Raw genomic sequence first — 462 nt, 5'->3', positions numbered from 1 at the left:
ACTCTTTGCTTTCTCACCTTGTTCTTTACCTATTTTATATAAAAGAAATTGTAAATCTTCTTCACGAAATGGTCGTAATAAATAATAAAATGCTTGGAAGCGAAAAGCTGTAATAGATTCCTCTATGTTTTCACCTACAAAAATAAATTTTGTATAGCAATTTATTTCTCGTAATAAACTTGCATATTCAAAACCAGTACCATCTAGTAATTTGGAACTTAAAAAAACAAAGTCTGGTATATGTTTTTTCATCATAAATAAAGATTCTGTTCCTGTCTTTGCTTCAAAACATTCTACATTTCTCATATTTTCAGTGAAATTTTCAGCTAACTCTCTTCTCTCTTCTGCCTCTTCCATGATCAGTAAAATTTTCATTTCTTCAACCACCTAATTCTTTGTCCATATGTCCTGCTGTATACATTCGCTTTTGTAAGAAATAATCCCTTTTTCTTACTATACCAT

General features: G+C 29.7%; 1 protein-coding gene. It reads right to left on the bottom strand.

Translation table 11 applies throughout. The annotated features are described in order from the left end of the window. Nucleotides 1-375: LytR/AlgR family response regulator transcription factor (locus SB717_RS33675; protein WP_410907147.1), on the bottom strand; the 375-nt coding region annotated here is incomplete at its 3' end. Between the last annotated feature and the right edge of the window lie 87 nt (nucleotides 376-462).

Source organism: Priestia sp. SIMBA_032 (assembly GCF_046535215.1).
Lineage (GTDB): Bacteria > Bacillota > Bacilli > Bacillales > Bacillaceae_H > Priestia > Priestia aryabhattai.
Note: the sequence above shows the minus strand (reverse complement) of the source record. Positions and strands in the feature narration are given on the sequence as shown.